Source organism: Streptomyces sp. NPDC058619 (assembly GCF_042717785.1).
In the GTDB taxonomy this organism is placed as follows: Bacteria; Actinomycetota; Actinomycetes; order Streptomycetales; family Streptomycetaceae; genus Streptomyces.
Window position 1 is genome coordinate 34059 of sequence record NZ_JBHXQN010000004.1, and the last position, 16652, is coordinate 50710.

Annotated in this window: 14 protein-coding genes and 1 other RNA gene; 8 read left to right on the plus strand and 7 right to left on the minus strand. The window is 73.6% G+C overall.

Annotated elements, in window-relative coordinates:
* Positions 1-3: 3 nt before the first annotated feature.
* Entirely contained in the window at positions 4-1365 is a 1362-nt protein-coding gene (locus ACFWTC_RS05905) for an ABC transporter substrate-binding protein (protein ID WP_383927598.1), read from the minus strand.
* 97 nt (positions 1366-1462) lie between these two features.
* Positions 1463-4696 carry an FHA domain-containing protein gene (locus ACFWTC_RS05910; protein WP_384028302.1) on the minus strand — a complete coding sequence of 1078 codons (3234 nt, stop codon included), beginning with the start codon at positions 4694-4696 and terminating at the stop codon, positions 1463-1465.
* A 437-nt stretch (positions 4697-5133) separates the two neighbouring features.
* Here ACFWTC_RS05910 and ACFWTC_RS05915 point away from each other — a divergent pair, with 437 nt between their 5' ends.
* Together ACFWTC_RS05915 and ACFWTC_RS05920 are read left to right on the plus strand one after the other, a co-directional pair.
* Entirely contained in the window at positions 5134-6918 is a 1785-nt protein-coding gene (locus ACFWTC_RS05915; RefSeq protein ID WP_384028300.1) for a protein kinase, read from the plus strand.
* 160 nt (positions 6919-7078) lie between these two features.
* Positions 7079-8329, plus strand: a complete 1251-nt coding sequence (locus ACFWTC_RS05920; RefSeq protein ID WP_383927607.1) for a serine/threonine-protein kinase — start codon at positions 7079-7081, stop codon at positions 8327-8329.
* 44 nt (positions 8330-8373) lie between these two features.
* Here ACFWTC_RS05920 and ACFWTC_RS05925 read toward each other — a convergent pair whose 3' ends face one another.
* A complete protein-coding gene (locus ACFWTC_RS05925; RefSeq protein WP_383927610.1) occupies positions 8374-9375 on the minus strand; it encodes an isopenicillin N synthase family dioxygenase in 1002 nt (333 codons plus the stop codon).
* A 326-nt stretch (positions 9376-9701) separates the two neighbouring features.
* Between ACFWTC_RS05925 and prfB the strand changes: the two genes are divergently transcribed.
* Positions 9702-10811, plus strand: coding sequence for a peptide chain release factor 2 (prfB, locus tag ACFWTC_RS05930; RefSeq protein WP_383927613.1), 1110 nt, complete (start codon positions 9702-9704; stop codon positions 10809-10811).
* Between the two features lie 133 nt (positions 10812-10944).
* Here the strand turns inward: prfB and ACFWTC_RS05935 are convergent, their stop codons facing one another.
* Positions 10945-11142 carry a hypothetical protein gene (locus tag ACFWTC_RS05935; RefSeq protein ID WP_383927616.1) on the minus strand — a complete coding sequence of 66 codons (198 nt, stop codon included), beginning with the start codon at positions 11140-11142 and terminating at the stop codon, positions 10945-10947.
* Positions 11143-11374: 232 nt separating this feature from the next.
* On the opposite strand from ACFWTC_RS05935, the gene ftsE reads away from it, so the two are divergent.
* From ftsE to ssrA, 5 genes are all read left to right on the plus strand, one after another.
* A complete protein-coding gene (gene ftsE, locus ACFWTC_RS05940; protein WP_267726349.1) occupies positions 11375-12064 on the plus strand; it encodes a cell division ATP-binding protein FtsE in 690 nt (229 codons plus the stop codon).
* Positions 12065-12073: 9 nt separating this feature from the next.
* Positions 12074-13042, plus strand: coding sequence for a permease-like cell division protein FtsX (ftsX, locus tag ACFWTC_RS05945; RefSeq protein WP_383927619.1), 969 nt, complete (start codon positions 12074-12076; stop codon positions 13040-13042).
* Between the two features lie 67 nt (positions 13043-13109).
* Positions 13110-14300: a S41 family peptidase gene (locus tag ACFWTC_RS05950; RefSeq protein WP_384028298.1), complete on the plus strand. Its 1191-nt coding sequence runs from the start codon at positions 13110-13112 to the stop codon at positions 14298-14300.
* A gap of 18 nt (positions 14301-14318) precedes the next feature.
* Complete coding sequence (gene smpB / locus ACFWTC_RS05955) at positions 14319-14804, plus strand: SsrA-binding protein SmpB (RefSeq protein WP_383927626.1); 486 nt, start codon at positions 14319-14321, stop codon at positions 14802-14804.
* Between the two features lie 83 nt (positions 14805-14887).
* Positions 14888-15276, plus strand: a transfer-messenger RNA (tmRNA) gene (gene ssrA / locus ACFWTC_RS05960).
* 97 nt (positions 15277-15373) lie between these two features.
* Here the strand turns inward: ssrA and ACFWTC_RS05965 are convergent.
* From ACFWTC_RS05965 to ACFWTC_RS05975, 3 genes are all read right to left on the minus strand, one after another.
* Positions 15374-15622, minus strand: coding sequence for a type II toxin-antitoxin system Phd/YefM family antitoxin (locus tag ACFWTC_RS05965; protein WP_383927629.1), 249 nt, complete (start codon positions 15620-15622; stop codon positions 15374-15376).
* A 145-nt stretch (positions 15623-15767) separates the two neighbouring features.
* On the minus strand, positions 15768-15983 hold the full coding sequence (locus tag ACFWTC_RS05970) for an SH3 domain-containing protein (RefSeq protein ID WP_384074087.1): 216 nt from the start codon (positions 15981-15983) through the stop codon (positions 15768-15770).
* 45 nt (positions 15984-16028) lie between these two features.
* Positions 16029-16628 carry a hypothetical protein gene (locus tag ACFWTC_RS05975; protein ID WP_383927632.1) on the minus strand — a complete coding sequence of 200 codons (600 nt, stop codon included), beginning with the start codon at positions 16626-16628 and terminating at the stop codon, positions 16029-16031.
* Between the last annotated feature and the right edge of the window lie 24 nt (positions 16629-16652).

Sequence of the window (16652 nt, forward strand, 5' to 3'; positions counted from 1 at the left end):
GGATCAGTTCCCGTACGCCTTGGCCGCGTCCGCCTCCAGTTTCGCCTGGGCCCCCGCCACGTCCGACGGGTTCGCCAGGAAGTCCTGGAGCGCCTTCCACTCGCCCGCGCCCGGGGTGCCGCCGAAGGCCGCCGGAGCCTGGTCCGACATGTCGAAGCGGAAGTCGTCGCCCGCCGCGATCAGCGCCTTGGCGATGCCCCGCTGGATGTCGTTCGGATAGGCGGCCGGATCCACCGCCTTGTTCGGGGAGACGAACCCGCCCAGCCGGGCCTGGATCTCCGCCGCGTCCGGCGACGCCAGGAACGTCAGCAGGGCCTGTGCGCCCTTCGACGGCTTCAGCGCGACCGCCACGTCACCGCCCGAGACCACCGGCGACTTCGCGCCGACCGCCGGGAAGGGGAAGACGAGCGCGTCCGTGCCGACCTTCGCCTCGGTCTGCGCGATGTTCACCGCCACGAAGTCGCCCTCGAAGACCATCGCGGCCGCCGGCCGGTCGCCGCCGGTGAACGTCTGCGTCACCGACTTCGGGAACTCGGTGGCCAGCGCCCCGCTCGCCCCGCCCGCCAGGAAGTCCTTGCGCCCGAACAGCTCGCCCAGCGTGGTCAGCGCCTGCTTGACGCTGTCGTCCGTCCACTTGATCCGGTGCTTGGCCAGCTGGTCGTACTTCTCCGGACCCGCCTGGGAGAGGTAGACGTTCTCGAACCAGTCGGTGAGGGTCCAGCCGTCCGCGCCCGCCACCGAGACCGCCGGGGTGCCCGACGCGGAGAGCGTGTCCGCCGCCGTCAGCAACTCCTTCCAGGTGGTGGGGGGCTTGACGCCCGCCGCCTCGAAGGCCTTCGCGTTGTACCAGATCAGCGACTTGTTCGCGGCCTTGTAGTACACCCCGTACTGGGTGCCCTCGACCGCGCCGAGCGTCTTCCAGCCCGCCGAGTAGTTGGCGTCGAGTTGCGCCTGCGCCTCCGGCCCCACCGGCTGCGCCCACTTGTTCTGCACCGCCGAGACCAGCGCCCCGACCTGCGGGAGCAGCGCCACGTCCGGCGGGGCGCCGCCCGCGATCTTCGAGCCGAGGAACGTGACGATCGGGTCCTGGGCGGGGACGAAGGTGACGGTGGCCCCGGTCCGCTTCTCGAACTCCTTCAGGACCTTGGTGAAGTTCTCCTGCTCCGCGCCCGTCCAGACCGCCGCGACCTCCAGCTTCTCGCCCGTCAGCTTCGGGAGTTCCACCGCGGGCCCCGGCGCGGCCGTACCGCCCCGGGCCGGCTCCTCCTTGTCCGCGCCGCCCCCGCAGGCGGTCAGCGCGAGCGCGCCCGCGGCGGCCGCGGCCGCCCAGCTGAGTGTCGTACGACGCGATCCGTGCCTGCGCATGGCGGTGCCCCCGATGCCCGTGGTGTGTCCCGGACCACAAGGTCTACGCCGACCTGCGCGCCCCCGCAATACCGCGTCGCGGGGGCGCCGCAGGGGTTCAGGGGGCCGGCGGGAACAGCACCGGCGTCGCCGAGACCAGGTGGGAGGCCCGCTCCAGGGCGCTGGCCAGCAGCGCGAGGTCGGTCGGCCCGTTGCCCAGCTCGCGGACCGGGCGGCGGGCGGGCGGGTCGCCCATCCGCTCCCACTCCACCGGGACCACAGTCGGCCTCAGGGTCGCGGTGCGCGGGATCCGCCCGGTGACCCGGCCGGCCTGGAACGGGACCGTGCGGCCGTCCGCGTACCGCAGGACGCCGCGGCCGGGACCCGGCTGGTCCGGGGCGTCGAGCTCCACGCGCAGGGTGGTCAGCCGGGCCAGCCCGGTCTCGGCCGTCCGGTCGGGGCGGGCGGTCGTGGCCACCAGGTGCACCCCGAGGCGGGCGCCCTCGCGGGCCACCGCCTCCAGCGCCCGGACCACCGAGCCGGCGGCGGGCCGGCCCGTACTGCCCAGCCCCGGCGCGACCAGCGCGTCGAAGTCGTCGACGAGCACCACCAGCCGGGGCAGCGGGCTCGGCCCGGCCGGATCGGTCCGCAGGGCCGCGGCGCGCAGCCGCAGGGTTCCGGTGCGCTGGGGGTCGATGTCGCCGCGCTGCTCGCCGGGGGTGGGCTGGCGGGGCGAGACCATCCGGTCGGCGAGCTCCCGGCGGGCGTGCCACTCCGCGAACGGCACCCCGTCCAGCAGCTCGTGGCGCCGCTTCAGCTCGGCGCCCAGGGCCTGCGCGAACTCCCGCATGCGCAGCGGGTCGGAGGCCACCAGGTGCGCGGAGGCGTGCGGGAGCTCGGTACAGGGCAGCAGCCCGTCGCCGCGCTCCCCGCCGGCCCCGTCCAGCAGGACCAGCCCCAGCCGGTCGGGCCGGGCGGCGGCGGACAGCGAGGCGGCCACCGAGCGCAGCAGCTCGGTCCGGCCGCTCCCGGCGGGCCCCTCGATCAGCAGGTGCGGGCCGTCGTGGACGAGTTCGGCGCCGACGGCACCGCGCCGCCCGCTGCCCAGCACGATCTGGGCGAGCCCGCCGGTGCCCTGCCCCTGGTCGGTGGCCTCGGCCCAACGGGCCATCAGGGAGGCCGGGGTGGCCCGTGCCAGCCCCAGCTCGTCCAGCAGTCGGGCGGTGGCGGGCAGGGCGGCCGCAGCCGGGCGGTAGGGCTCGGCCGGACCGCCGTCGGCGCGCAGCGGCGCCAGGGCGCGGGCGAACCGCTCGGCCCAGGCGGCGGAGACGGCGTCGGCGGTGACGGTGTCGCCGGAGGGGACCGGCCGGCCGCCGGTGACGGCGAAGGTCCGTATGGCCGTGGCGACGTCCCCGCTGAGCAGGGCGACCGCGCCGCAGTCCCGGAAGGCCGGGGTGCCCGCGCAGGCCGTCTCGTACGTCTCGGCGACGGGCGAGGCGGGGGTGGCGGCCGGGGCGTCGGCGAGGGCGAGGACGTGGATGCCGCCGGCCGGGCCGTGCGAGGCGAGCCGCCCGGTGACGTCGCGCAGCGGTCCCGCGCCGGGATCGCCGTCGAGGACGAGCAGGGTGTACGGGCCCCGGTAGACGCGGGTGGCCTGCCGGACCCCCTCGGGGTCGGCGGCGGCCCAGTGCGTGCCGAGGGGGCCGTCGTCCAGGCGCCGGGTGAGCTCACCGGTCCGGGCGGCGGCCTGGTCGCGGTCGTAGGCCAGGAGCAGCCGGCAGTCCTGGCCGTGCGCGGGGCGTACGTGGGGCAGCCAGCCGAGCCAGCCCCAGTCGCGGCGGCGCTCGGCGAGCGGGCGGGCCCGGTCGGTGCAGACCAGCACGATCTCCAACTGCCCCGGCGCGTGCAGGGCGGCCAGCTGCGCCACCACGCTGCGGGCCACCCCGGCGAGGCGTGCGCGCGGTCCGGCGAGGCCGAGCGAGCCGACGGCCCGCAGGTCGACCCGGCTGCCCGCGCCGAGCCCGAGGTCCAGCACCCCGGGGTGTCCCGGTCCGCGCGACCAGAGCCGCTCGGTGGGGCCCAGGGCGGCCAGCAGCAGCGCGGCCGGGTCGTCCGGGTCGGGGGCGACGGAGACGGCGGCCACGGCCTCCGGCTCGGCCGGGACCTCGTACGCCTCGTCCCCGCGGACCCACTTGCGGGCCCAGGCACCGAGGCCCCTGCGGCGGCCCGCGGGGGGCTCCTCGGGTTCGGGCGCGGATGCCGACCCGTAAGCGGGTTCGGGCGCCGGCCCGTAAGCGGGTTCGGGCGCGTGCGCGCGGCCCGCGGCGCCGGGGGCGCCCGGTGCGTGCGGTGCGTGCGGTGCGTGCGGTGTGCCCGCCGGGCCGCCGGAGGGGCTGGTCGCGGTGGCCGCGCCGGGTGCGGTGCGGGCGTGCGGGACCGCGGGCGCGCCGGGGCCGGCCGCGCCGGAGCCCCGGCCGCCGGGACCGTCGTGACCGGGACCGCCGTACCCGGCGCCGTCCGGCCGGGCGGTCCCGGACGCGGGGGTGTCGTCGACCCGGCCAGCGCCCCCGCTGTCGACCCGGCCATCGCCCCGGCCGTGGTCCGCGGCGTGGTCCGAGCCGCTGCCCGCGCCCTGGCCCGCGCCGTCATCCGGGCCGGTCCCGGCCGGCGCCGGGGCCGCGGCGGGCGCCGGCTTCGGGGTGGTGCGGCCCCGTACCGCGAGGTGGCCCTCCAGGTCGGGGGCGACCGCCAGCGGGGCCGCGCTCCCGGCCGCGAGGCGCAGGGTGGACTCGCCGACCCGCAGCAGCGCGCCCGGGGGCAGGGCCACGGGCCGGGGACCCACGGGAGAGCCGTCGAGGGTGGTGCCGTTCGTCGAGTTGAGGTCGGCGACCGAGACCCGGCCGTCCCCCGTCACCGTGACCGCGCAGTGCATCCGGGACACGTCCGGGTCGTCCAGCGGGACGTCGGCTTCGGCGGAGCGCCCGACCCGGATCTGCCCGCTGTGCAGGAGGTGCACCCCGCCCGCGTCGGGCCCGGCCACCACGTGCAGCTGGGGCGCGCCGAGGCCGTCCTCCGGCAGCACGTCCGGCACGGGCGCGTGCAGCGCCAGCACCGCCCCGTCGACCAGCGGGGGCTCGCCGAGCACCCGGCGCTGGAGGTCGAGCCGCTCGGCGCCGGCGTAGAGCACGATGGTGCCCCCCGTGTCGGGCCCGCCGACGGTCGCCGCGAGCCCGGAGGCGACGGCGGCCAGGGCCGTGCCCGCGGGCGCGGTGACGAGCACGTCACAGCTCGCGGGGGCGGGCCCGGTCTGGTGGCCGCTGCGCGACCCAAGGACGGTCAGCCGGATCTGCATCGCAGTCAGCGGTCCCTTCTGCGCGGTGCGTGCGCCCGGCAGGGGAACCGCGGGACATGGCTGCCCGGTCGCCCCCCACCCGGCACGGACGCGTCGTCCGGTCAGGTCTGCCGGAAGGCGGGGCTCCCGTCCCGTGCCGTCCGTACGGGTGCATCCTCGCACCTGTCACCGACAACACGCCCGGCACCCGGCAACAAGTGATCTTGATCGGCGCCGGGGGCGTCCCGACCCGTCGGGATCCGGACAGTGGGCCCGGGAAAGTGGGGAAAATCGCCCCCGGCATACGCCGCGAACATCACCCTCCGTACATATGTGCGGCAACCAACCTCCGTCGCCCGGCGTCTTCCCCGGGGACACCCCCTAGAGTGGGCCGGAAAACCCATCGATGGACGGCGGCGCGAAAACGCGCCGGCAGACGACAGCAGGGAGCGCGAGACGTGCGGCCAGTCGGCAGCAAGTACCTGCTCGAAGAGCCGCTCGGGCGCGGCGCCACGGGCACCGTCTGGCGTGCCCGCCAGAGGGAGGCCGCGGGCGCGGAGGCGGCGGTCGCCGGCCATCCGGGCGAGACGGTGGCCATCAAGGTCCTCAAGGAGGAGCTGGCCCACGATCCCGACATCGTCATGCGCTTCCTGCGCGAGCGCTCGGTCCTGCTGCGCCTGACGCACCCCAACATCGTGCGCACGCGCGACCTCGTCGTCGAGGGCGACCTGCTCGCGCTGGTCATGGACCTCATCGACGGTCCGGACCTGCACAAGTACCTCCGCCAGAACGGGCCCTTCACCCCCGTCGCCGCGAGCCTGCTGACCGCCCAGATCGCGGACGCGCTCGCCGCCAGCCACGCCGACGGGGTGGTCCACCGCGACCTCAAGCCCGCCAACGTGCTGCTCGACGAGCGCGGCGGGCAGATGAAGCCGATGCTGACCGACTTCGGCATCGCCCGCCTCGCGGACTCCCCGGGCCTGACCCGCACGCACGAGTTCGTCGGCACCCCGGCGTACGTGGCCCCCGAGTCCGCCGAGGGCCGCCCGCAGACCTCCGCCGTCGACATCTACGGCGCCGGCATCCTGCTGTACGAGCTGGTCACCGGCCGCCCGCCGTTCGCCGGCGGCACCGCGCTCGAAGTGCTCCACCGCCACCTCAGCGAGGAGCCGCAGCGCCCCTCGACCCTGCCCGAACCGCTCTGGACCGTCATCCGGCGCTGCCTGAGCAAGGAGCCGAACGAGCGCCCCAGCGCCGAGAGCCTGGCCCGCGGCCTGCGCGTGGTCGCCGCCGGCATCGGCGTGCACTCCGCGCCCTCCGAGGTGGAGGCCGCGCTCGGCGTCGGCGCGCTGCTCGCCCCCGACCCCTCGCCCGCGCCGGTCCCCGCGACCCCGGGCGTAGGCGACGCCACCCAGGTCCTGCCCGGCTCCGCGGGCTCGCCCATGGGCGGCTACGACCCGAACGGCATGACCGGCGTCCTGCCCCCGGTGGGCGCGGCCGACGCCACCTCCGTGCTGCCGAGCACCGGGCCCGCCGGCGGCGCCGACCCGACCTCGGTGATGCCCCCCGTGCCGCGGCCCGACCAGCCGCACCCGTGGGAGTCGCAGATGCGGGCCGTCCGCGACCGCAACGAGCAGACGCAGATGCAGTACCTCGACCCGGGCGAGGACCCGCTGCGCCGGCGTCCGCAGCGGCAGGCGCCCTCGCCGCCCCCGCCGCAGCAGCGCCCCCAGCAGCGGCCCCCGCAGGGCGCGCCGCAGCAGCCGTACCGTCAGGGCCCGCCGCCGCAGCAGTACCAGCAGCCGCAGCAGCCCCAGTATCAGCCGCAGCAGCAGTACGCGCCCCCGCCGCCGCAGCACTACCAGCCGCAGCAGCACCAGCCCCAGCAGTACCAGCAGCCGCAGCAGCCGCAGTACCGGCAGCCGCAGGCGCCGCAGCAGCCCCCGCAGGGCCCGCCGCCGCAGCAGCGGCCGCCGCGGGAACCCCGTGAACCGCGGGAGCCCCGCCGCCGCAGCGCCAACCCGGTGCGGATCCCCGGCCTCGGCTGCCTCAAGGGCTGCCTGGTCATGATCCTGCTGTTCTTCGTCGCGGGCTGGCTGATCTGGGAGCTGACCCCGCTCCAGCAGTGGGTCGGCACCGGCCTCGGCTGGTGGGACCAGCTGTGGGCCTGGGGCACCGATGCCGCCGACTTCGTCGGCTCCATCGGCGACTCCACGGGGTCCGGGGGCTCCGGGGCGCCCTGAACCGGGCCGCCGTAGTGCCGAGTTCGTGGATTTGTCGACTTCTGGGACGTGATTTCGCCCCCAGAAGCGAAGGTCGCCGCGAATCGGGCCCCCTACTGGCCTCCAACCCCCACCCGGCCGCGTAGCTTTGGTGCGTACGCCAGCCGCTGAGGGAGCAGTCGTGGCACGGAAGATCGGCAGCCGGTACACCGCGCACCAGATCCTGGGGCGCGGCAGCGCGGGCACGGTGTGGCTGGGCGAGGGGCCGGAAGGCCCCGTCGCCGTCAAACTGCTGCGCGAGGACCTCGCGTCCGACCAGGATCTGGTCGGACGGTTCGTCCAGGAGCGCAGCGCGCTGCTCGGCCTGGAGCACCCCCACGTCGTCTCCGTCCGCGACCTCGTCGTGGACGGCAACGACCTCGCCCTCGTCATGGACCTCGTCCGCGGTACGGACCTGCGCACGCGCCTCGACCGCGAGCGGCGGCTCGCCCCCGAGGCGGCCGTGGCGATCGTCGCGGACGTCGCGGACGCGCTGGCCGCGGCCCACGCGGCCGGCGTCGTGCACCGGGACGTCAAGCCCGAGAACGTGCTGCTCGACATGCAGGGCCCGCTCGGCCCCGGCGGATCCCACCCGGCGCTGCTGACCGACTTCGGCGTCGCCAAGCTGATCGACTCCCCGCGGCGGGCCGCCACGGGCCGGGCCTCGGCCCCGGCCACCCGCATCATCGGCACCCCGGACTACCTGGCCCCCGAGATCGTGGAAGGGCTGCCCCCGCGGGCGGCGGTCGACATATACGCCCTGGCCACCGTCCTGTACGAACTGCTCGCCGGGTTCACCCCGTTCGGCGGCGGCCACCCCGGCGCGGTGCTGCGCCGGCACGTGACCGAGACGGTCGTCCCGCTGCCCGGGATCCCCGACGAGCTGTGGCAGCTCGTCGTGCAGTGCCTGGCCAAGGCCCCGGCGTCGCGGCTGCGCGCGTCGGAGCTCTCGGCCCGGCTGCGCGACCTGCTGCCGCTGCTCGCCGGGATGCCGCCGCTGGACGTGGACGAGCCGGACGACGCCGGTCCGGGCGAACCGGAGGCCGAGCAGCCGCCCGCCGACCCCGTGCGGCGCCGCGGCGTGGTCCCGCTGGTGCCGGGCTCGGCGACCGACTCCAACCGGGACACGCACACCTCGATGCGGGTACCGGGCCCGGACGAGCTGGCGGGCGGCGCGCTCGGCACCGCCCGCGTCCCGCGCCCGGCCGGCGGCCACCGCCCCGGCGCGGCCCGGCACCGCGCCGAGGCCGCGCGCAAGCGGCGGCTGGTGCTGTCCGCGTCCGCGCTGGCGCTGACCGCCGTGGTGGGGGTCGGCACGTGGCTCGCGCTCTCCGGCGGCGAGGAGACCCCGGCCCCGCAGGACACCAAGAACTCCGGCACCCGCTCGCCGTAGCCGCCCGGGACCGCCTCCGGCACGCGCGCCCCGGCGGCCCCCGGTTACGCCGCCACCAGCTCCGGGTGCCAGCGGCGGGCCACCTCCGGGTGGGCGCGGACCCAGCCCTTGAGCTCGTTGCGGCCGTACTGCGCGTGCAGCGGGTTCCCCGCGTCGTGCGCCACCCCGGGCGCCGCGCGCAGGTAGTCGCCCGGGACCGTCTCCACCACCGCGTCCAGCCGCGGGTTGTAGAAGAACGGCACCGAGTACCGCTCCACCGCGCCCGGCGGGCTGACCACCCGGTGGTCGGTCGCCGTCAGGTAGCCCTCGGTCGCGATCTCCAGCAGCTCGCCCAGGTTGACCACGAACGCCCCCGGCAGCGGCGGCACGTCGAGGTAGCCGCCGTCGCGGACCACCTGCAGACCGCCGACCGAGTCCTGGAGCAGCAGGGTGAGGAACCCGTAGTCCTTGTGGGCGCCCACGCCCTGGTCGGTGCCGGACGGGGCCGAGCCGGGGTAGCGGATCAGCTTGGTGTGCAGGTGCGGCCGGTCCGCGAACGCGGCGTCGAAGAAGTCGGCCGGAGCGCCGATCGAGGCCAGCAGCTCGCGGAGCAGCCGGTGGGCCACCGCCGCCAGCCGCGCCTGCCACTCCAGTACCGCGGCGCGCAGCTCGGGCAGGGCCGCGGGCCACTGGTTCGGCCCCTCCAGCCAGAGGTACGCCGGGTCGTCCGGCCCCAGCACCGGCGCGGGCCGCTCGGCGCCCACGTCCAGCTGGTCCCGCCAGTCCGAGGCCCCGCCGGTCAGCTCGGCGCCGATGCGGGTGTAGCCGCGGAAGTGCGGGGAGCGCAGGTTGCTCACGGCGAGCCGGTCGGCTTCCGGGAGGGCGAAGAAGGCCCTGGTCAGTTCCAGGATCCGGGCGGTCTCGGCATCAGTGATGCCGTGCCCGGTGAGGTGCAGGAAACCGGTGTCCCGGGCAGCCGCGTGCAGCTGCTCCAGGAAAGCGGCCCGCTGGACCGGATCGTCGGCACGGGAGAGGTCCAGGACGGGGAGGGTGTGCGCGGACGGCATGACGGCTCCGTTTCGGATGTCACGGGGTCCTGTTCCCAGAGGTGGCGGGGCCGCGGAGGGGAGGGGGTCGCCGGCAGGGGTGGCGCCGGGACCGCGAAGGCCGCGTACAGGACCCAAGTCGGATCGGGGTGGATCAGGCTCGGTGAGGGTCCGGCGGCTGACAGCCCGTCGTCGTGACGCGCATGTGGTCCACATGACGCCGCTTGACGAGGCGCGTGACGACGAGAACGGTCATAACGTGAGCGTACGCCCGTGCGCCCCGCCATCAGTACGGGTGATTCGGCCTGCCCGGACGGCGCCCTCCGGGGACCGGCTACGCTGGACCCGTGGCAGTCGTCGATGTTTCCGAAGAGCTGAAGTCCCTCTCCTCGACCATGGGGTCGATCGAGGCCGTCCTGGACCTCGACAAGCTGAGGGCAGATATCGCCGTGCTCGAGGAGCAGGCCGCCGCGCCGTCCCTGTGGGACGACCCGGAGGCCGCTCAGAAGATCACGAGCAAGCTTTCGCACCTCCAGGCCGAGGTCCGCAAGACCGAGACCCTGCGCGGGCGCATCGATGACCTCGCGGTCCTCTTCGAGCTCGCCCAGGAGATGGACGACGCGGACACCCTCGCCGAGGCCGAGGCCGAGCTGATCTCCGTCCGCAAGGCGCTGGACGAGATGGAGGTCCGCACCCTGCTCTCCGGCGAGTACGCCGAGCGCGAGGCTTTGGTCAACATCCGCGCCGAGGCCGGCGGCGTCGACGCCTCCGACTTCGCCGAGCGCCTCCAGCGCATGTACCTGCGCTGGGCCGAGCGGCACGGCTACCCGACCGAGATCTACGAGACCTCCTACGCGGAGGAGGCCGGCATCAAGTCGACCACCTTCGTCGTCAAGGCCCCGTACGCCTACGGCACCCTCTCCGTCGAGCAGGGCACCCACCGCCTCGTGCGGATCTCGCCCTTCGACAACCAGGGACGCCGCCAGACCTCCTTCGCTGGCGTCGAGGTGCTGCCGGTCGTCGAGTCCAGCGACCACGTGGAGATCGACGAGGGCGAGCTGCGCGTCGACGTGTACCGCGCCTCGGGCCCCGGCGGCCAGGGCGTCAACACCACCGACTCGGCCGTGCGCATCACGCACCTCCCGACCGGCATCGTCGTCTCCTGCCAGAACGAGCGCTCGCAGATCCAGAACAAGGCCAGCGCCATGAACGTCCTCCAGGCCAAGCTGCTGGAGCGGCGCCGCCAGGAGGAGAAGGACAAGATGGACGCCCTGAAGGACGGGGGCAGCTCCTGGGGCAACCAGATGCGCTCCTACGTCCTTCACCCGTACCAGATGGTCAAGGACCTGCGGACGGAGTTCGAGGTCGGCAACCCGCAGGCGGTCCTCGACGGCGAGATCGACGGCTTCCTGGAGGCCGGGATCCGCTGGCGCAAGCAGCAGGAGCAGACCGCCTAGAGCTGTCCGGATCCGTGAGCCGTACGGGCTCAGGGACCGGAGAAGGGCCCGGACACCCAAGCTGCGGGTGTCCGGGCCCTTCGTCCTGCCGGGGGTGATCGGTACGCGGCGCGGCCGCGCCGGCGTCCGCCTCCTACGCGGTCTGCTGGACCACGAGGGCCAGCGCCGCCACGAGCACCACCATGAGCGCGATCAGCGTCACGGGGTTCAGGCCGGAGAAGGGGCCCTCCTGCTCCCGCTGGAGGCGCTCCCGGTTCGCCCGGCACACCGGGCAGCGGCCCTGGCTGACGGGTGCGGCGCAGTTCGCGCACACGAGCCGGTCATATGTCATGCGCTCCTCCTCTCGCCCTCGGTTCCGCTGGGTACAACGGCGGTGGGAACCGGTCCGTTCCCCCTACCACTGTGCCAGCTTCGCCGACATTCGGCGCGGCCCCTCCGGGCAGTCCCGGTCGGGACCCCTCGGGGCCCGGGGATAAAACGGGCAACTCCGGATGCCGGGTCCACACCCCGCGCCCGTTCGCGTATGGTCACGCACACCTACTCCCGGCGACCGTGGTGCATCCGTGATCCGATTCGACAGCGTTTCCAAGTCCTACCCGAAGCAGAACCGCCCCGCACTCAGAGATGTCTCCCTGGACATCGCGAAAGGCGAGTTCGTCTTCCTGGTCGGCTCCTCCGGCTCTGGCAAGTCCACCTTCCTGCGGCTGATCCTGCGCGAGGAGCGGGCGAGCCACGGCCAGGTGCACGTCCTCGGCAAGGACCTCGCCAAGCTCTCCAACTGGAAGGTCCCGCAGATGCGGCGCCAGCTGGGGACCGTCTTCCAGGACTTCCGCCTGCTGCCCAACAAGACGGTGGCCGAGAACGTCGCCTTCGCGCAGGAGGTGATCGGCAAGCCCCGGGGCGAGATCCGCAAGGCGGTCCCGCAGGTGCTGGAGCTGGTGGGCCTCGGCGGCAAGGAGCAGCGGATGCCCGGCGAGCTCTCCGGCGGTGAGCAGCAGCGCGTGGCCATCGCCCGCGCCTTCGTCAACCGCCCGGCCCTGCTGATCGCGGACGAGCCCACCGGCAACCTCGACCCGCAGACCTCCGTCGGCATCATGAAGCTGCTGGACCGGATCAACCGGACCGGCACCACCGTGATCATGGCGACGCACGACCAGCAGATCGTCGACCAGATGCGCAAGCGCGTCATCGAACTCGAACAGGGCCGTCTCGTACGCGACCAGTCGCGCGGCGTCTACGGCTACCAGCACTGAAAGGACGCCATGCGCGCCCAGTTCGTCATGTCGGAGATCGGCGTCGGCCTCCGTCGCAATCTCACCATGACCTTCGCGGTCATCATCTCCGTGGCCCTGTCGCTGGCCCTGTTCGGTGGCTCCCTGCTCATGCGCGAGCAGGTGAGCAAGATGAAGGGCTACTGGTACGACAAGGCCAACGTCTCGATCTACCTCTGCAACAAGCAGGACGCGGAGGAGGCGAGCGAGGCCACGACCAAGCCGGACGGCGCGGTCACCCAGGCCGCGGGCGTCGCCACCTGCCGCAAGGGCGCGGTGACGGCCGACCAGAAGAAGCAGATCGAGACCGAGCTCAAGCAGATGGACCTGGTCAAGTCCGTCGCGTACGAGTCGGCCGACGACGCCTACAAGCACTACCAGGAGCAGTACGGGCACACCGCGCTCGCCTCCTCCATCACCCCGGACCAGATGCAGGAGTCCTTCCGGGTCAAGCTCAAGAACCCGGAGAAGTACAAGGTCGTCACCTCCGCCTTCGCCGGGCGGGACGGCATCCACACCGTCGACGACCAGCGGCAGGCCATCGACGTCCTGTTCAAGATCCTCAACTACGTCAACATCGCGGCCCTCGGCATCATGCTGATCATGCTGATCGTGGCGCTGCTGCTGATCGTCAACACGGTGCGCGTCTCCGCCTTCAGCCGTAGGCGGGAAACCGGGATCATGCGGCTGGTGGGCGCCTCCAGCTTCTACATCCAGGTCCCCTTCATCATGGAGGCGGCCGTCGCCGGCCTCATCGGCGCGGTCATCGCCTGCCTGATGCTCGTCTCCGGGCAGTACTTCGTCATCGACCACGGCTTCGCACTGCGGACCAAGATCCAGATCATCGACTTCATGGGCTGGAGCTCGGTGATCGGCAAGCTCCCGTACGTGCTGTTCATCGGCCTCCTGATGCCCTCGATGGCCGCCTTCCTCGCATTGCGCAAGTACCTGAAGGTGTGACAAGCGCCCCGCGAGCTGTCCGGTCAACCATCCTTACCGGCGCGGGGCTTGTCCTAGACTCGGCGCCATGCCGGCTCTGCCCGCCCTCCGTCTCCGGCCCCGCGGCCTGCGTCGCGGGGCCGTCCTGACGTTGGCCTTCCTCGCGGCCGTCACCACCGCCGCGAGCACCGGCTGCTGGGACCGCGGGGAACCCGCCGCCCAGGCCGTCCTCGCACCCGGCGCCCGCGCCCCGGAGCCCGCCGCGACACCCCGCGCGAACGGCACCGCCGACCGGGAGGCCGTCGCCCGGGCCGCGGCCGAGGCCGTCGCCGAGGGCAAGTCCGGCAAGAAGGCCGCCCAGGAGGTCGTCAGCCGCAGCGGCGACCGCTGGGGCACCGTCTACGACCAGGGCGAGTACGCCGCCTTCGCCGAGGACCTCGACGGCCGCTGGACCGGCGTCGGGCTCTGGGCGGAACGCGGCCCGGGCGGCCTGATCGAGGTCGACAAGGTCCAGCCCGACAGCCCCGCCGCCCGCGCCGGCCTGCGCGCCGGCGACCGGCTGCTGAGCGTCGACGGGCACGCCGTCACCGGCCTCGCCGTGACCGACGTGATCGCCCTGCTGCGCGGCGAGGAGGGCACCCCCGTCGTCCTGAACCTGAGCCGCGGCGGCTCCGACCTCACCGAGACCGTCCGCCGCGAACAACTGCGCACCGAGCCGGTGACCGTACGCCGGCTGCCCGGCGGGATCACCGTCATCAAGGTCGCCTCCTTCACCCGCGGTTCCGGCGAGCGGGTGCGGGCCGCCGTCCGCGAGGTCCCGGCGGGCGCCGGGGTCATGCTCGACCTGCGCGGCAACCCGGGCGGGCTGGTCGCCGAGGCGGTGACGGCGGCCTCCGCCTTCCTCGACGGCGGGCTGGTGGCCACGTACGACGTACGGGGCGAGGAGCGCGCCCTGTACGCGGCCCCCGGCGGCGACACGGCCCGGCCGCTGGTGGCCCTGGTCGACGGCGGCACGATGAGCGCGGCCGAACTGCTGACGGGCGCCCTCCAGGACCGCGGCCGGGCGGTGGCCGTCGGCAGCCGGACCTTCGGCAAGGGGTCGGTGCAGATGCCGACCGCGCTCCCGGACGGTTCGGTGGCGGAGCTGACGGTGGGCACGTACCGCACTCCGGCGGGCCGCAGCCTCGACGGCGGCGGCATCACCCCGGACCTGGCGGCGGGCGACGGGGCCGAGGAACGGGCCGCGACGGTATTGGGTGGCCTCGGGGTGGGTCCGTAGTGCGAAAATGACCGCACTATGGCTAAGGAAAAAGGGCGCAAGCTGATCGCCCAGAACAAGAAGGCGCACCACGACTACACGATCATCGACACCTACGAGTGCGGTCTCGTGCTCACGGGCACCGAGGTCAAGTCCCTGCGCCAGGGCCGGGCCTCGCTGGTCGACGGCTTCGTGACGATGGAGAGCAACGAGGCGTGGCTCTACAACGTCCACGTGCCGGAGTACAGCCAGGGCACCTGGACCAACCACAGCGCCCGGCGCAAGCGCAAGCTCCTCATGCACCGCGAGGAGATCGACAAGCTGGAGCGGAAGGCGCAGGAGTCGGGGCACACGATCGTGCCGCTCGCCCTCTACTTCAAGGACGGCCGGGCGAAGATCGAGATCGCGCTGGCGAAGGGCAAGAAGGAGTACGACAAGCGGCAGACGCTCCGCGAGAAGCAGGACACGCGCGAGACGAACCGGGCGATCTCGGCCGTGCGGCGCAAGCAGCGGGGCACGGTTTAATCACCTGGCACGCGGTGGTCCACTTCGCGTAGGATGGCGTCAGCGCCTCCCGCTCGCGGTGGGGCACGTTGATAAAAAAACATGGGGATGATCGGTTTCGACAGCGGATGTCGATGCAGGGGAAGCGAGCCGAGGAAGCGGCAATGATCTCGCTAACCACATGTCGCAAACAATAATCGCCAACACCAAGAGCGATAACTCCCGCTTCACCCTCGCTGCCTAATAACAGTGAGCTGAAGCCTCTGTGAGGAGCGTCAGCCCGGAAGTGGTCCCGGTCCGGATCCTGGCGTCAATTAGGGATCTAAACCTCTAGCCCCGGTCACGGGGGTTGGAGGGAAATCAAACAGTGACTGAGCCCGTCGGAGACTTGTCCGTGTGATCTCCGGGGCTGAGAAAAGCGCAGCGGACTGCGCTCGGAGAAGCCCTGCTTCTGCACCGTTGGACGCGGGTTCGATTCCCGCCATCTCCACCACCCCATGTGAAAAGACCCCCTGACCTGCGAGAACTTCGCCAGGTCAGGGGGTTTTCTCGTGCTGCGGGTCAGTAGTGGTAACGCGCCTTGAGGATCTTCACTTCTTTGGCATCCGCTCGGTACGTGCGTCGCCCTCGCGGTCGCGGGCGACGGCTTCCATGAGTCGCCGGGCGTTGGCGGGGGAGCGAAGCAGGTAGACCGTCTCCTGCCACGCGTCGTAGTCGGCGGCGGACATGAGAACGGCGTCGCCCCTCTCGGAGGTGATGCGCACCGGGTCGTGGTCGGTGGTGACGCGCTCGATCAGCGAGAGGAGCGTGGCGCGGGCTTCGCCGGCGCTTACGGACATGGCATCCACCCTAATCCCAGTCGTACGGGCCTACCCTGCGGAACCGGTAGGGGGAATCCCTGAAATTCTTGCCCCCGCGGCACGGACGAAGGCCCCGCAGTCTCGGGGCTGCGGGGCCTTCGTCCGGGTGCGCGGCGGATGCCTGTCAGCAGACCGGCACCTTGTTGAGGTTCTTCGCGTAGCGGGCGGCGATCCAGCCGCGGCCGTCGGCGAGCTTGTACCAGATCGCGTTCCCGTCGACGGTCTGGCCGTTGACCTTGCACTGGACGGCGACGACGTCACCGGTCAGGGCCTTGCCCTTCTTCGCGTACCCGGTGCCCGGGCCGGAGTGGATGCCGAGGCCCTTGCCGGGGGAGACGATGCGGGCCTTCGGCTTCGGGGTCTCGTGGTGGTCGCCGCACTTCGCTCAGGTGCCGGGCTTGCCGGGCCGGCCTGTGTCGCCCTTCGGACCCTGGGGCCCGTGCGGTCCCTGCGGTCCGGCCGGGCCGTCGTCGCCCTTCGGGCCGGTCACGGGGGTCGCGACGCCGAACAGGGCCGGCTCGCCGGTGCCGGTGGCCCACTCGCCGCCGTCCAGCGTCGTGCCCTCGGGGGCGTCCACGTCCACCCGCAGCGCGACCCCCAGCTGCGTCCGTGCGTCGCGGGGGAAGGCGAAGCCGGCGCGGGTCCGGGCCTCGCAGGTCAGCAGCCGGGCGTCGGACGAGCGGGTGCACGGGGCCGCCGCGCGCTGCCCGTTCCAGTGGAAGCGGGCCTCCGGGAAGGTCGTACGGTCCGGCGCGGTGATGCGGAACGTGCCGCTGGTGACCGGCTCCGCACCGCTGACGGCGGCGATGACGACGCGGCCCGTACGGCCCGGGGCGATCGAGGGCAGGTACGGCTGGGAGAAGCGGAGGCCGGCCGAGTCGGCCAGGGCCGGGACGGCGGGTACCAGACAGGTCGCGGTGACGGCCGCGACGATCAGGGCAGCGGGTACGGAACGGGAAGAGGGGGCGGGGAAGTTCCTCCGCAAAGGGAAGGGCGCTGGGGAGACACC

What these genes read in the sequence shown, in the direction of transcription:
- ACFWTC_RS05905 (WP_383927598.1), bottom strand. Translation starts at nt 1,365, where the DNA reads ATGCGCAGGCACGGATCGCGTCGTACGACACTCAGCTGGGCGGCCGCG.
- ACFWTC_RS05910 (WP_384028302.1), bottom strand. Translation starts at nt 4,696, where the DNA reads ATGCAGATCCGGCTGACCGTCCTTGGGTCGCGCAGCGGCCACCAGACC.
- ACFWTC_RS05925 (WP_383927610.1), bottom strand. Translation starts at nt 9,375, where the DNA reads ATGCCGTCCGCGCACACCCTCCCCGTCCTGGACCTCTCCCGTGCCGAC.
- ACFWTC_RS05935 (WP_383927616.1), bottom strand. Translation starts at nt 11,142, where the DNA reads ATGACATATGACCGGCTCGTGTGCGCGAACTGCGCCGCACCCGTCAGC.
- ftsX (WP_383927619.1), top strand. Translation starts at nt 12,074, where the DNA reads ATGCGCGCCCAGTTCGTCATGTCGGAGATCGGCGTCGGCCTCCGTCGC.
- ACFWTC_RS05950 (WP_384028298.1), top strand. Translation starts at nt 13,110, where the DNA reads ATGCCGGCTCTGCCCGCCCTCCGTCTCCGGCCCCGCGGCCTGCGTCGC.
- smpB (WP_383927626.1), top strand. Translation starts at nt 14,319, where the DNA reads ATGGCTAAGGAAAAAGGGCGCAAGCTGATCGCCCAGAACAAGAAGGCG.
- ACFWTC_RS05965 (WP_383927629.1), bottom strand. Translation starts at nt 15,622, where the DNA reads ATGTCCGTAAGCGCCGGCGAAGCCCGCGCCACGCTCCTCTCGCTGATC.